This window comes from Nocardioides sp. GXQ0305 (assembly GCF_050880345.1).
Taxonomy (GTDB): domain Bacteria; phylum Actinomycetota; class Actinomycetes; order Propionibacteriales; family Nocardioidaceae; genus Nocardioides.
In genome coordinates this window covers 212,524-225,601 of record NZ_JBNYXG010000003.1, presented here as the reverse complement: position 1 = coordinate 225,601, position 13,078 = coordinate 212,524, and the positions used below count along the sequence as shown (strand labels likewise).

Below are 13,078 nucleotides of genomic sequence, written 5' to 3'. Positions count from 1 at the left end.
GGCTACTGGTCCTCGAGCTCGGTCGGCTCCGCGACGACGTCGACCAGGGCGCCGTTGCGGAGCACCGTGATCTCGATCCGCGCCCCGATCGCGTCGTCCAGCAGCAGCCGCTGCAGGGACTGGGCGTCGGCCAGGGCCGACCCGTTCACCGCCAGCACCGAGTCGCCCGGCCGCAGTCCGGCCACGTCGGCCGGGCTGCCGCGCACGACGTCCGCGACCCGCAGCGCCGTCCGGCGGCCGGTCTTCTCGGCCCAGGCGGGCGACAACGGCTCGGGGGCGGTCACCAGGCCGAGGTAGGCACGGCGGACCACGCCGTCGTGGAGCAGGGAGTAGATGATCCGGTCGGTGGTGCTGTTGACCGGCACCGCGAGGCCCACGCCGACCCCCGCCACCGCCGTGTTGATGCCGACCACCCGGCCCCGCGAGTCGGCGAGGGCGCCCCCGGAGTTCCCGGGGTTGAGGGACGCGTCGGTCTGGATCACGTCCTCGATCAGCCGAGCCGTGGTGCGTCCGCGGGCCGGCATCGAGCGGCCCAGCGCGCTGACCACGCCGGCGGTCACCGTGCCCGCGAGACCGAGGGGGTTGCCCACGGCGACGACCAGCGAACCCACCCGCAGCCGGTCGGCGTCCCCGAACGTCGGTGGACCGGGGATCGCGCGGACGGCGCGGATGACCGCGAGGTCGGAGAGCCGGTCGCGGCCGACGACCTCGAACCCGGACGACGTGCCGTCGCTGAACGCCGCCTCACCCCGTTGGGCGTCTCCCACGACGTGGGCGTTGGTCACCAGGTGACCCTCGGCGCTCAGCACCACCGCGGACCCGGCCGACTCGCCCCGGCGGCCCGGGATCCGGAGCGCCGCCACCCGCGGCGTGAGGTTCTCGGCCACGGCGACGACCACGCGGGAGTAGGCGTCGAGGGCCTCCTCCTCCCCGGTGCCCTCCGGGTCGGCGCCGCGCTCGAGGTCGTCCATGCCCGGGCCAACGCCGCGGTGTCCGCGATCGATCCCGCTGTTCGCCACGGGCGGAACCCCGGCGGTCCCGGAGCCGTCAGCGGGCCAGGTCGGCGAGCCGCACCCGTCGTACCTCGAGCCGGAGGTCGTAGTACTTCTCGGTCTCGCCGACCCACTCCATGCCGAGCTTGCTCGCGACCGCCTCGGTCGCCTGGTTGCTCGGGCGCGACACCGCGAACACCTCGTCGGCGCCGTTCTCCAGACCCCAGCGGAGCAGAGCGGCCGCCGCCTCGGTGGCGTACCCGTGACCCTGGTGCTCGGGCGCCACGGCCCAGGCGATCTCGATGTCCTCGCCCCCGGGCGGCAACGGCAGCAGCGCGAGGCCCCCGACGACCACGCCGTCGTCACGCCGGGTCACCGCCCACCGACCAGCGGGAGGCGCCAGCCGCTCGGCCTCGGCGGCCCACGCCTCGAGGAGGCTGCCCATCGCCTCGACACCGGACACCTGCGTCATCGCGGGCAGCAGCCAGCGGGCGACCCGCTCGTCGCCGTACGTCGCGAGCGCCGCCTCGGCGTCCTCCGGCTGCCACCGGCGCAGCCGCAGCCGCGCGGTGTCCGGCGGCCCGGTGGTCGCGTCGGTCACCGCCGACTCACTGACGGTAGGAGCCGATGACGCCCGGATCCCGGACCTCGGCCCCGCCGGGGTCGAGGCCCGCCTCGCGCCGCGCGCGGCGTTGGCGGAGCAGGTCCCAGCACTGGTCGAGGAGACGCTCGAGCTCCTGCAGCCGCTCGCGGTCCTCGGCCGTCGCGGTGCCCTCCGACTCGCGCTCGCGGATCCGGTGCTCCTCGTCGGCGAGCTCGGAGATCCGCTCGAGGGGCCCGGCGTCCGGGCGGTCCTGGGTGGTCACGCTGACCATGATGCGCCTCACGCCCGGGCGAGGGAAGGCCGGGACGCGCTCGCATGCCGGTGTGGGCGGGAACGCCGCGAGGCGCTAGCATCGCTGCATGGCGATGACAGCGACGGACGGTGTGACAGAGCTGGTCGACGAGACGGCGGCCCTGACGGCGGCGTCCTGCCTGTTCCACGGCTTCTCCGAGCCCTCCCGGCTGGCCATCGTGCGCCACCTCGCCCTGGGCGAGCACCGGGTCGTCGACCTCACCGCCCACCTCGGCCTGGCACAGAGCACGGTCTCCAAGCACCTGGCCTGCCTGCGTGACTGCGGCCTGGTCAGCTCGCGACCCGAGGGACGTGCCTCGATGTGGTCGCTCAACCACGTCGAGACGGTGATGGACCTGCTGGCCGCCACCGAACGGCTGCTCGCCCTGACCGGCGACGCGGTCGTGCTGTGCCCGACCCACGGCGTGGACACCGGCCCCGGAGCCGCCTGATGGCGACCCACCTGCACGCCACCACCCTGGACCCGCGCGAGCGGGCCCGGCTCGGGCGACGCGCCCAGCTGCTCGCCGGGGCGTCGGTCGCCTACAACGGCCTCGAAGCGGTCATCGCCATCGCCGCCGGCCTGGTCGCCGGATCGGTGGCGCTGGTCGGCTTCGGGCTGGACTCCGTGGTCGAGGTGTCCAGCGGCCTGATCATCCTGTGGCAGTTCCGCCACCCGCTGCCGGAGTCGCGCGAGCGGGTGGCGCTGCGGCTGATGGCGTTCTCCTTCTTCGCGCTCGCCGCCTACGTGAGCTTCGAGTCGGTCCGGGCGCTGCTCACCGGGCACGCGGCGGACCCCTCGCCGGTCGGCATCGGCCTGGCCACGGCCTCGCTGGCGATCATGCCGTTCCTGTCGTGGGCGCAGCGCCGTACGGGCCGGGCACTCGGGTCGAACGCCGTGGTGGCCGACTCCACGCAGACGCTGCTGTGCAGCTACCTCTCGGCGGTACTGCTGGTGGGGCTGGTGCTCAACGCGGTGCTGGGCTGGTCGTGGGCCGACCCGTTGGCCGGGCTGGTGATCGCCGCGGTCGCCGTCCGGGAGGGCCGCGCGGCGTGGCGCGGCGAGAGCTGCTGCGGTCCGGCCGGCGACCCTCACGCCCACGAGGACGCCGGGCACGCCTGAGGCCGCGGCAGCGCCGACGACCCGGTCCTCCCGGCGGGCCGAACGTCCCGACCGTCGCGGACCTGTGGCCGGTGTGCGGGACCGGCCGCGGCGGCAGCGTGGATCGTGCCGCCGGACCGCAGGAGGAACCTGATGACCACGACCGCTCCGCACACCCGTGCCCTCGTCGTCTACGAGTCGATGTTCGGCAACACCGGCGCGGTGGCCGAGTCCGTCGGGTCGGGCCTGCGCACGGGCGGCGTCGACGTGGAGCTGGTCGAGGTCGGAGACGCCCCGGCGGCCCGGGACGTGGCCTGCGACCTGCTGGTGCTCGGGGCACCGACGCACGCCTTCTCCCTGAGCCGCCCGGGAACCCGGGCCGACGCGGTCCGCCAGGGAGCCGACGAGTCGCATGCCGGGCCGGGCCTCCGGGAATGGCTCGGGGCGGCGGCCCACCCCACCGGCGACCGCCCGGTGGTCGCGGTCTTCGACAGCCGCGCCACGAAGGCGCGCCGGCTCCCCGCCGCCGGCCGCGCGGCCGCGAAGCTGGCCCGTCGCCACGGATTCAAGGTGCTCGGCCCACCGGAGGCGTTCCTCGTCGAGGACGTCCGCGGACCGCTCGCCGAGGGCGAGCTCGGCCGCGCGCAGGCCTGGGGCACCCGGCTCGCCGCCCGGGTCGCCGCCGAGCAGTCCGCCCGCGACCTCGGCTGAGCGGGAGGGCGGCGCGATGGAGGTCGGCTGGGTCCTTCCCGTGGCGTGGGTCGGCCTGGGTGCCGTCATCGTCGTCTCCAGCATCCGCGCCGGCTCCAGTCCTCGCGCGTACCGCGTCGGCGTCCTCTCCGTGAGCGCCCTGTGGGTGCTCGCCGGCGCCGCCGTCAACGGCTACTTCCTCGCCCGGGGCGACGACTACTCCGGCTTCGCCGACGGCGCGTCGACGTCGTACGTGCAGGACACCTGGGAGTCCCTGGTGGTCCCGCACCACACCACGTTCATCGGCCTGCTCATCGCGTTCGAGGCAGTCGTCGGCCTGCTGGTGCTGGTCGAGGGTCCGGTGCGCCAGGTCGCGCTGGTCCTGCTGATCGGGTTCACCGTCGCGCTGGTCCCGTTCGGGTGGGGCTACCTGGTCTGGTCGGTCCCGATGACGCTCGCTCTGGTGCTCCTCTTCCGGGCCGGACGCGTCCACCGTCGTACGCACGGCACGGCGGTCGACCTGACGGCGCCGCCGCCGGGAGCGCTCCCGTGACTGCGGTGCTCGCCCGTCCCGACCACCGAACCGGGGTGACCGCACCACGCCCGTTCGGCGTGCTCCTCCTCGTGCTCGCCGCGCTGCTGGTGGTGAACTCGGCGCTCGGTCCGCTCGGCACGGGCTGGGTCGACTACCCGATCTCCGGCACCCTGCACCACCAGCTCGTGGGCCTGGAGGTCGTCACCGTCGGGCTGGTCGTGCCGTGGAGCGTGCTGGCCGGCGTACGGGCGCTGCGGGGCGACCCGGACACGGTCCTGCTGGCGTTCGCCCCGGCCGCCTACACGCTGTACATGTTCATCCAGTACCTGCTCGGCCCGGAGTACGACAGCTACCAGGCAGTGGTGCTGCTCCACCTCGCCGTGGTCACCCTGTCGGGCGGACTCACGCTCTGGTCGTGGGGCCTCTCGCGGGACGCGGTGCTGCCGGTCCGCTCGCGACGCTCCGAGCGCCTGTACGCCGCCGCCCTGCTCGGGCTGGCACTGTTCGTGGTCCTGCGCTACGCCGCCGCGATCGCGGGCTCGTTCACCGGCACCGGGATCCCGGAGGAATTCGCGGCCGCCCGGACCTTCTACTGGTCGATCTACCTCCTCGACCTCGGGGTGGTCGTCCCGTGCACCGTCGTCGGGGCGGTGGCGTTGCTCCGGGGTCGTGACCTCGGTCGCCGCGCACTGTTCGCCGTCACCGGCTGGTTCGCCCTGGTGCCGCCCTCGGTGGCCGCCATGGCCGTCACGATGCTCCTCAACGACGACCCGAACGCGTCGGCGGCCACCGTCGTCCTGCTGACCGTGGCGTCGGTGGTCTTCGCGGGGCTCGCCGTGGCCGTCTACCGGGCACCGCGCAGTGCCGCGGCGTCCTCAGCGGCGCCCGCCGGGTGACGACGGTGACCCCGTCCCCGGACCTGCCGACGACGGCCGGCGTCGACCTGTACTGGCTGCCCCTGGGCGCCGGTGACACCACCGGCTGCGTCCGCACGAACGGCAAGATCTACGAGGCCGTGGTCTCCCGGCTCGAGCGCCGACCGGCCCGCGACCTCTTCCACGCCGCGCTGCAGGTCACGGTCGGCAGCACGAGGTGCACGATCGAGATGGCCCCCGCCTGGGCCGGCGCGGTGCCCGAGGACGGCGTGGTGCGCGAGGGCCCGGTGGGCCTGCGCGTGCTGGGGCGGTCGCGGCTGTTCCGCTACCAGGTGCGCTGCTGGCGTGGCGGGGAGATCCCCGACGCGGCCGCGGCCGTGGGTGGGCCCCGCCGGGTGAGCTCCGACCCCTGGCAGGCCCGACAGCTGCTCGCGGCGATCGCCGCCTTCCCGAGCGCGACCTGGGGACGCGACGAGCTCCACGCCGGCGAGATGTGGAACTCCAACTCGCTCGTGGCGTGGCTGCTCGCTCGCAGCGGACACGACATGGACCACATCTCGCCGCCCGCGACCGGACGAGCGCCCGGATGGCGGGCCGGTGTGGTCGTGGCTGAACGGCGGCCTGTTGCCCCCGCGCTACCGGATCCTCAGTCCCGGGACCCCGACGCCGGCCGGGCGGGGCGGTAGCGCAGGTTGACCTCGGCGTTCGGGTCGGCCACGTCGAGCCGGTCGAGCCGGACGGGAGCGGCGCCGGGGTTGTCGTAGAGCCGGATGCCGTCGCCGAGCAGGATCGGGGCGATGTGCAGGTCGATCTCGTCGATCAGGCCCAGCTCGAGGAGCTGCCGCCCGATGTCGGCCGAGAACACCTCGACGTTCTTGCCGCCCGCCGCGTCCAGCGCGATCCGGACCGCCTCCTCGACCGGGCAGCTGAGGATCGTGATGTCGTCGACCGGGCGGGCGTCCTCGGGGTGGTGGGTGAGCACGAAGACCGACCCCTGCCACACCTCGCCGTACGGACGTGCGTCGCCGATGGCGCTGTCGAAGGCGTCGCGCCCGGCGAGGACGGCTCCGGTGGTCGCGACGTACTCGTCGATCAGGGTGCGCCGGTTGGTGAACCCGGTCATCCAGTCCATCGCGTGCTCCGGACCGGCGACGAAGCCGTCCAGGGACATCCCGAAGTGCCAGAGCACCTTGCCGGAGGCCGTCTGGGGTGTGAAGTCGTTCATGGTGGGGCTCCTCTCGTCGTGGGTCGTGCTGGTGCGTCGTCGGGTGGACCGGGTCAGCCGGCGGCGATCATCGCCACGGCCGCGGAGCAGAAGACCAGGCCGAGGCGCTGGCCGGTACCGAGGCGCTCGCTGAGCACGAGGCGGGCCAGCAGCACGGTCACGGCGGGGTAGAGCGAGGCGAGGACGGCGACGACCCCGAGGTCGGCGAGGTGGCTGGCCTCGACGAAGGCGAGGCTGCCCGTCACGCCGAGCAGACCCGACGTGACGCCCCAGCCCGCGGCGCGGGTGCTGGGCTGCCAGGACTGGCGCAGGACCGTCGCGACGACGACGGTGACGACGGCGCCGGTGAGCTGGTTGAGGGCCAGGGGCAGGGTGCCGGCCGACTCGGGGATCTGTCCGAGCGCCACGAACAGCACGCCGAACCCGAGGCCACCCAGCAGTCCGTCGACGAACGCGCCGTGACCCGCGGACCGGGAGCCCGCGGCCGTGTCGCCGTCGGGGACCTGCCGTGAGACCAGCCAGATCCCGGGCAGCGCGAGGACGAGGCCGACCCAGACCAGGGCGACCGGCCGCTCACCACCGGCGAGGCCGGTCAGCACCGGCAGCACCGCCGCGCCGACCGCGGAGGTGGGGGCGACGACCGCCATCCGACCCCGCGACAGCCCCCGCAGCAGGAAGATGCTCCCGGCCGCGCTGCCGAGGCCGGCGAGCAGCGCCCACCCCGCGTGGGCCGGGGTCGGCGTCCCGGGCGAGGTGAGCGCCACGAGCAGCATCGCCGCGGCACCGGTGAGCTGCCCGATGAAGACGATGGACATGGTGGGGGCCCGACGGGCGCCTGACCCGCCCACGAAGTCCGCGGTGCCGTAGCCGATGGCCGCGAGCAGTGCCAGCGTGATCCCGATGCTCATGTCCCGTCCTCCTGGTGCGATGTCTGATGGCTCCAGACTCGCTTCGGATCGGTCCATTGCGAAGGTCCATTGCAGCCTCGTCTGAGTGGTCCATTCCGCGGCCCGGGCGGGTTAGGGTCGCCGCATGGCCGTGGACTTCACCGGGGTGGTGCCCGAGCTCTCGCTCGCGGTGGACCGGTCCGCCGGCGTCCCGCTCGGGCAGCAGGTCCAGGAGACCCTGCGGGCCGCCATCCGGGCGGGACGCCTGCGCTCCGGCGAGCGGCTGCCCTCGACCCGACAGCTCGCGGACCAGCTGGGGGTCTCGCGTGGCCTGGTCGTGTCGGCGTACGAGCAGCTGCTCGCGGAGGGGTACGTCGTCGCCGAGGTCGGCTCGGGCACCCGGGTGGCCGAAGGGCTGGCGGCCGACCGCGACACCGACCCGCCCGACCTGCCCGCGGAGCCGCCGCCGGATCCGCTCCCGGTGGCGCGCATCGACTTCGGGTACGGCGTCCCGGACCTGCGGGCCTTCCCCACCCGCGACTGGCTGTGGGCGCTGGGCGACGCCCTCAAGACGCTGCCGACGGCCGATCTGGGTGACGGGAGCGCAGAGGGCGACGACCACCTGCGCGCCGTCCTCGCGGGCTACCACCGCAGGGTGCGGGCCGGGTGCGCCGACCCCGCGGACACCATCGTGGTGGGCGGCTTCCGCCAGGGGCTCACGTTCGTGCTCGGTGCCCTGGCCGCGCACGGCATCGACCGGATCGGGCTCGAGGACCCGGGTCCGCGGGAGCACGACCACATCGCACGACGCGCGGGCCTGCGGGTCTCGGCGGTCCCCGTGGACGCCGAGGGTGTCCGGGTCGACGACCTGCGCGCCACCGGCGCGCGGGCCGTGCTGCTGACGCCCGCCCACCAGTGCCCGACCGGGGCCGTCCTGGGCCCGACCCGGCGTCAGCAGCTGGTCGAGTGGGCCCACGAGGTCGACGGGGTGATCCTCGAGGACGACTACGACGCGGAGTTCCGCTACGACCGACAGCCCGTGGGCTCGCTCCAGGGCCTGTCCCCCGACCGCGTGGTGGCCCTGGGGTCGGTCAGCAAGACGCTGGCCCCGGCCCTGCGCATCGGCTGGGTCTTCACGCCGCGCCGCTTCCGCGCCGGGATCCTCACCGAGAAGTCGCTCTCGTGCCGAGGCGTCCCCCAGCTCGACCAGGTGGCGCTCGCGCGTCTCGTCGAGACCGGCCGGTTCGACCGGCACCTCCGCAAGGTCCGCGAGTCCTACCGCAGGCGCCGGGACGCCCTCGTCGAGGCGGTGGCCGAGCACCTGCCGGGGGCGACCATCACGGGCCTCGACGCCGGACACCACGTGCTGCTCCGGCTGCCGGCCGGCGTGGACGAGGCGGGCGTCGTCTCGCACGCACGCGCCGAGGGGGTCGCCGTACGGGGCCTCGGGGACTACCGGGTCACCGCGGACGACGCGGCCCGCGAGCCCCTGCCCCCGGCCCTGGTGATCGGGTTCGGCAACGTGACCACCCGCCAGATCAGGGACGGGGTGGCGGTGCTGGGCCGGTGGTCAGTGGGCCATGTCGACAAAGCGTGAGTAGTGGCCCTGGAACGCGACGGTGATGTCGCGCGTCGGGCCGTTGCGGTGCTTGGCGACGATCAGGTCGGCCTCGCCGGGGCGGGTCGACTCCTTCTCGTAGACGTCGTCGCGGTGGAGCAGGATCACCATGTCGGCGTCCTGCTCGAGAGAGCCGGACTCGCGCAGGTCGGCCATCATCGGGCGCTTGTCGCCGCGCTGCTCGGGGCCACGGTTGAGCTGGGAGAGCGCGATGATCGGCACCTCGAGCTCCTTGGCCAGCAGCTTGATCTGGCGGGAGAACTCCGAGACCTCGAGCTGCCGGGACTCGACCTTCTTGCCGGAGGTCATCAGCTGCATGTAGTCGATGACGATCAGCTTGAGGTCGTGGCGCTGCTTGAGCCGCCGCGCCTTGGCGCGGATCTCCATCATCGTCATGTTGGGCGAGTCGTCGATGAACATCGGCGCGCTGGAGACCTCGCCCATCTTGCGGGCCAGCTTGGTCCAGTCGTCGTCGCTCATCTGGCCGTTGCGGATGTGGTTGAGGGGGACCTTGGCCTCGGCCGAGAGCAGCCGCATGGTGATCTCGGAGCGCGTCATCTCCAGGCTGAAGAACACGCTCGACATGTTGTTGTGGATCGACGCCGCCCGGCACAGGTCGAGGGCCAGCGTCGAGTTGTGCGTCGGGATCATCGACTCGCCGGCGAGGTAGAGGTGGTCAGCGTTGTCCACCTGGACGCAGCGGACCGGGACGCTGGCGACCTTCCTCACCTCGGTGATGTAACGCCGACCGATCCGCACTGCGCTCGAAGGCCGCTCCTCCTTGTGAAGGAGGTGCTTGCGCTCGAGCCGGAACACGTCATCGGTCGTGGAGAAGTTCAGGATGTAGCAGGTGGATGTGGATTCGTCTCGGCCCGCCACTCGTCTCGTGGTGCGCCCGCACCGGTATCCGAGGCTGACGACCAACTCGTGGACGTCGTCGGCCAGACGCTTGCTCGTGACCGCGAACTGGCACGAGCCCACTCCCTTGACCACGGTCCCGTCGGTGTCCATCAGGCCGGCGAGCAGCTCACGCCGTGCTCGCTCGGACGCGCGCAGATAGGCGACCGGGATGTGCTTGTCGTTGAGCACGCCCAGGGCCCGGAGCTCGCCCTGGAGGGTGCGCCGGTCGTCGTTCGCGGGGAGGTGCAACGAGTACAGCATCGCGCCGTGGTGGCGAACCTCGAGGCCGTCGGCCTCGAGGAACATCGGAATCTCCGCCGTCTCGCACGTGATGCGCGCGCTCGCGCTGTGGCCGTCACCGAGCCAGGCACCCAACGCGTAGGGCCCGACAGGCAGCTCGTCGGTCATGCCGTGGAGCGGCGCCGCGTTGAGGACAGCGTGATTGGCCCGCAGGTCCTTGTTGACGCGAACTGTTCGGGCGATCTGCTCGGTCGTGACCACCGAAGGGAAGATTCGCTGCCGCCGCGTCCGATGGGACTGATGGTCGGCCGCCCACTTCGACTTCCGAGCCGCCCGGGTCTCCGTCAGCCACTGGTGCTGGGCGTCGGCGACGATCACCGAGCCGTCGGAGAAGTGGACTTCGTAGCACGGACGGTCGTGGAGAACATCGGTGGCCGCGACCACACGAGTAGGACGCCCTTGCGCGTCGTAGAGCACGTCACCGACGCGAACCTCCCCCATGCTGGTCCAGCCCGTCGGCGTGGGGAGCGGGGTGTCGAGCGCCAGGGCCTTGCCCATGGCGGGCCTCGCCGCCACGATCACCATCTGGCCGGCGTGGAGGCCGTTGGTCAGGTCGTCGAGGTCGGCGAAGCCGGTGGGCACGCCGTAGAGGCCCGCCTCCCGGTTGCCGATGGCCTCGATCTCGTCGAGGACGCCGTCCATGATGTCCGACAGCGGCGCGTAGTCCTCGGAGGTACGGCGGTCGGTGACCTTGTAGACCTCGGCCTGGGCCTCGTCGACCACGTCGTCGACCTGGCCCTCGCCGGCGTAGCCGATCTGGACGATGCGGGTGCCGGCGTCGACGAGCCGCCGCAGGATGGCCTTCTCGCGGACGATCTCGGCGTAGTAGCCGGCGTTGGCCGCGATGGGGACGTTGGCCGAGAGCGTGTGCAGGTAGGGGGCGCCGCCGACCCGGGCGAGCTCGCCGCGCCGCTGCAGCGAGGCGGCGACCGTGACCGGGTCGGCCGGCTCGCCGCGCCCGTAGAGGTCGATGATCGCGTCGTGGATCAGCTCGTGGGCGGGTCGGTAGAAGTCGACGCCGCGGACGGTCTCGGCGCAGTCGGCGATCGCGTCCTTGGAGAGCATCATCGCGCCCAGCACGCTCTGCTCGGCGGCCTCGTCCTGGGGAGGCACCCGGCCGCCGGCCGCGGACGACGGCGACTCACCCGGGGAGTAGGCGGCGGGGCCGTCACCCCACTCGTCGTAGGGCGGGGGCGCCCCGGCGTGGTCGTAGTCGGTGACGCTCACCCGACCTCCTCCCGCCGTGTGCCCGGGACGGACCGACCGTCCCCTGTGGTGTGTGCTGACCCTGCCCGCGAGGCTAGTCAGAACCTCTGACACCGCCGGACGACCGCAGCGGAACCTACGCCGTCCGGACGGCGACCGACAGCCCGTTGTCCACAAGGGTTGGGGATAACTCCCCGGCGGTGGTGGACGACACGCACGGCGGTGTGCACGGGCTGGGGAGGCGGCTGTGGATTCCCCACCCCGGGAGCCCCGCTTACCCCCGCTGACCTGCGCGGACGCGGGTCACAGGGTGTGGACGGAAAATTGTCATCCGCCCCGTCAGCATCCGGACGAGGTGGGGCGAGCGGAGAGCCGCTGTATCACGTCTGTGGGGTAGTTGTTCCTTAATCCACTGAAAACCCACAACTGGTCCAGACCGGGAACGGTCAGGGTCAGCATCCGGGACTGTCCCTTACAGGCCCGCGGGGGCGGCGGCTACCGTGGGGCCATGTCCCGGACGCACGACCGCGAGATCCTGCGGCTCGCCGTCCCGGCGTTCCTCGCCCTCGCGGCGGAGCCCCTGTTCCTGCTCGCCGACGCCGCCATCGTCGGTCACCTCGGGACAGCGCCACTCGCCGGGCTCGGCATCGCGGCGGCGGTCCTGCAGACCGCCGTCGGGCTCTGCGTCTTCCTGGCCTACGGCACCACCGCCAGCGTGGCCCGGTACCTCGGCGCGGGCGACACCCGCGGCGCCCTCACCCAGGGCATCGACGGCATCTGGCTCGCGGTCCTCATCGGCGGGGTCACCACCGTGCTCGGCGTCGCTGTCACCACGCCCCTGGTGGAGCTGTTCGGGGCGTCGGCCGCCGTGGAGGAGCAGGCCGTCGCCTACCTGCGGATCGCCTTCCTCGGCACCACCCCGCTGCTGGTGATGCTGGCGACGACCGGCGTCCTGCGCGGCCTGCAGGACACCCGCACCCCGCTCGCGGTCGCCGTGCTCGGCAACGCCGTCAACGTCGCGCTCAACCTGCTGCTGGTCTACGGAGCCGGGCTCGGCATCGCCGGTTCGGCCTGGGGATCCGTGCTCGCCCAGGTCCTGAGCGCCGGGGTGCTCAGCGCGGTGGTCGTGCGTGCGGCCCGACGCGAGGGAGCCTCCCTCCGGCCCGACCGGGCCGGCATCCGGGCCGCGGCCCACGCAGGGGTGCCGCTGGTCATCCGCACCCTCACCCTCCGAGCCGCCCTGCTCGTCACGACGTACGCCGTCACCCTCGGCGCGCTCACCGACACCGACCAGGCCGCCGACCTCGCCGCGCACCAGCTCGCGCTGACCCTGTGGACCTTCCTCGCCTTCGTGCTGGACGCGGTGGCCATCGCCGCGCAGGCGATCACCGGCCGCTACCTCGGCGCCGGCGACGTCGCGGGAACCCGGGCGGTGACGGACCGGATGGTGCAGTGGGGACTGTGGTCCGGCATGGTCACCGGTGCCCTGCTCGCCCTGGCCAGCCCCGTGCTCGGCCCGCTCTTCACGAGCGACCCGGCGGTCCACGACCGCCTGGCCGGCGTCCTGCTCGTGGCCGCCGCCGGACAGCCGATCGCGGGCATCGTGTTCGTGCTCGACGGCGTCCTGATCGGCGCGGGCGACGGGCGCTCCCTCGCGCTGGCCCAGACCGTGGTGCTGGTCGTCTACACCCCTGCCGCGTTCCTCGCCGTCGCCCTCGGCGGCGGCCTGCTCGGCGTCTGGATCGCCTTCTCGGGCGTGTTCATGGGTGCCCGGTGGGTGGTCCTCACCCGTCGTGCGCGGAGCGAGGCGTGGCTGGTCACCGGGACCCCCACCGCGGCCTAGGGTGGCCCTC

Annotated in this window: 14 protein-coding genes; 8 read left to right on the top strand and 6 right to left on the bottom strand. The window is 73.4% G+C overall.

What is annotated here, in order from left to right; all coding sequences use genetic code 11:
• Window positions 1–2: 2 nt before the first annotated feature.
• The 3 genes from ACQ1X7_RS09625 to ACQ1X7_RS09615 all read right to left on the bottom strand — a co-directional run bounded on the left by ACQ1X7_RS09625 (window position 3) and on the right by ACQ1X7_RS09615 (window position 1,858).
• Window positions 3–971 (bottom strand): S1C family serine protease, encoded by a 969-nt coding sequence (locus ACQ1X7_RS09625; protein WP_432477960.1) that lies wholly within the window; start codon window positions 969–971, stop codon window positions 3–5.
• 76 nt (window positions 972–1,047) lie between these two features.
• Complete coding sequence (locus ACQ1X7_RS09620; RefSeq protein ID WP_432477959.1) at window positions 1,048–1,593, bottom strand: GNAT family N-acetyltransferase; 546 nt, start codon at window positions 1,591–1,593, stop codon at window positions 1,048–1,050.
• A 7-nt stretch (window positions 1,594–1,600) separates the two neighbouring features.
• Window positions 1,601–1,858 carry a DUF2630 family protein gene (locus ACQ1X7_RS09615; protein ID WP_432477958.1) on the bottom strand — a complete coding sequence of 86 codons (258 nt, stop codon included), beginning with the start codon at window positions 1,856–1,858 and terminating at the stop codon, window positions 1,601–1,603.
• Window positions 1,859–1,955: 97 nt separating this feature from the next.
• On the opposite strand from ACQ1X7_RS09615, the gene ACQ1X7_RS09610 reads away from it, so the two are divergent.
• The 6 genes from ACQ1X7_RS09610 (at window position 1,956) to ACQ1X7_RS09585 (ending at window position 5,775) form a co-directional block, all read left to right on the top strand.
• Entirely contained in the window at window positions 1,956–2,339 is a 384-nt protein-coding gene (locus ACQ1X7_RS09610; protein WP_432477957.1) for an ArsR/SmtB family transcription factor, read from the top strand.
• Complete coding sequence (locus ACQ1X7_RS09605; protein WP_432477956.1) at window positions 2,339–3,010, top strand: cation diffusion facilitator family transporter; 672 nt, start codon at window positions 2,339–2,341, stop codon at window positions 3,008–3,010. Before ACQ1X7_RS09610 ends, ACQ1X7_RS09605 begins: the two co-directional genes overlap by 1 nt.
• A gap of 132 nt (window positions 3,011–3,142) precedes the next feature.
• Complete coding sequence (locus ACQ1X7_RS09600; RefSeq protein WP_432477955.1) at window positions 3,143–3,700, top strand: flavodoxin family protein; 558 nt, start codon at window positions 3,143–3,145, stop codon at window positions 3,698–3,700.
• A gap of 16 nt (window positions 3,701–3,716) precedes the next feature.
• Window positions 3,717–4,232, top strand: a complete 516-nt coding sequence (locus ACQ1X7_RS09595; RefSeq protein ID WP_432477954.1) for a hypothetical protein — start codon at window positions 3,717–3,719, stop codon at window positions 4,230–4,232.
• Window positions 4,233–4,267: 35 nt separating this feature from the next.
• Window positions 4,268–5,110: a hypothetical protein gene (locus tag ACQ1X7_RS09590; RefSeq protein ID WP_432477953.1), complete on the top strand. Its 843-nt coding sequence runs from the start codon at window positions 4,268–4,270 to the stop codon at window positions 5,108–5,110.
• A gap of 5 nt (window positions 5,111–5,115) precedes the next feature.
• The gene (locus tag ACQ1X7_RS09585; RefSeq protein WP_432477952.1) at window positions 5,116–5,775 is read left to right on the top strand and encodes a hypothetical protein; all 660 of its coding nucleotides are present in this window, start codon (window positions 5,116–5,118) and stop codon (window positions 5,773–5,775) included.
• Here the strand turns inward: ACQ1X7_RS09585 and ACQ1X7_RS09580 are convergent.
• Together ACQ1X7_RS09580 and ACQ1X7_RS09575 are read right to left on the bottom strand one after the other, a co-directional pair.
• Window positions 5,736–6,314: a dihydrofolate reductase family protein gene (locus tag ACQ1X7_RS09580; RefSeq protein WP_432477951.1), complete on the bottom strand. Its 579-nt coding sequence runs from the start codon at window positions 6,312–6,314 to the stop codon at window positions 5,736–5,738. The two genes, ACQ1X7_RS09585 and ACQ1X7_RS09580, sit on opposite strands and share 40 nt — an antisense overlap.
• Window positions 6,315–6,367: 53 nt before the next feature.
• Window positions 6,368–7,222, bottom strand: a complete 855-nt coding sequence (locus tag ACQ1X7_RS09575) for an EamA family transporter (protein ID WP_432477950.1) — start codon at window positions 7,220–7,222, stop codon at window positions 6,368–6,370.
• 124 nt (window positions 7,223–7,346) lie between these two features.
• Here ACQ1X7_RS09575 and ACQ1X7_RS09570 point away from each other — a divergent pair, with 124 nt between their 5' ends.
• Window positions 7,347–8,798, top strand: a complete 1,452-nt coding sequence (locus ACQ1X7_RS09570) for a PLP-dependent aminotransferase family protein (RefSeq protein ID WP_432477949.1) — start codon at window positions 7,347–7,349, stop codon at window positions 8,796–8,798.
• On the opposite strand, the gene dnaB is transcribed toward ACQ1X7_RS09570, so the two are convergent.
• Complete coding sequence (gene dnaB, locus ACQ1X7_RS09565; RefSeq protein ID WP_432478338.1) at window positions 8,772–11,084, bottom strand: replicative DNA helicase; 2,313 nt, start codon at window positions 11,082–11,084, stop codon at window positions 8,772–8,774. The genes ACQ1X7_RS09570 and dnaB overlap by 27 nt on opposite strands.
• A 649-nt stretch (window positions 11,085–11,733) precedes the next feature.
• Between dnaB and ACQ1X7_RS09560 the strand changes: the two genes are divergently transcribed.
• Window positions 11,734–13,068 carry an MATE family efflux transporter gene (locus ACQ1X7_RS09560; RefSeq protein WP_432477948.1) on the top strand — a complete coding sequence of 445 codons (1,335 nt, stop codon included), beginning with the start codon at window positions 11,734–11,736 and terminating at the stop codon, window positions 13,066–13,068.
• Window positions 13,069–13,078 lie beyond the last annotated feature (10 nt).